1 protein-coding gene is annotated in these 361 nt (G+C 59.0%); it reads left to right on the top strand.

The genetic code is table 11. From position 1 onward, the window contains the following. Window positions 1–94: 94 nt before the first annotated feature. A partial coding sequence (locus OC610_RS29035) for a DUF3156 family protein (protein WP_264433286.1) occupies window positions 95–361 on the top strand: 267 nt, incomplete at its 3' end.

Raw genomic sequence — 361 nt, forward strand, 5'->3', positions numbered from 1 at the left:
AAGGTCAATCCATTCAAGCCAGCGTCGGTAGAAGACGTGCTGGCACAGGAGTTTTCCCATGAGCCGGGCAACCCTCACAACGGGCATTTCGAGCATGCTGCAAAAGCTGTCTGAGCTGTTCAGTGCCAGGCGCGCACCGGCCGGTTACCGACCCGGGGTCACGCTTGAATACCTGCGACGCAATCTTGGCCTGGCGAGCCTTGTCTCGACCGGGCCGGCCAGTGCGACGTTCAGATTGGACGCTATCGACCTTCAGGTAGCCATGGTTGAACGCACCGAAGCGCAGTTGTTGATGCACCTGGTCATGACTGAATTCAGAATCCAGTTGCCCGCCTCAACGCAGGGCAGTGCACGCTTCGAC

The sequence above is a fragment of the Pseudomonas agronomica genome (assembly GCF_025917275.1).
In the GTDB taxonomy this organism is placed as follows: domain Bacteria; phylum Pseudomonadota; class Gammaproteobacteria; order Pseudomonadales; family Pseudomonadaceae; genus Aquipseudomonas; species Aquipseudomonas agronomica.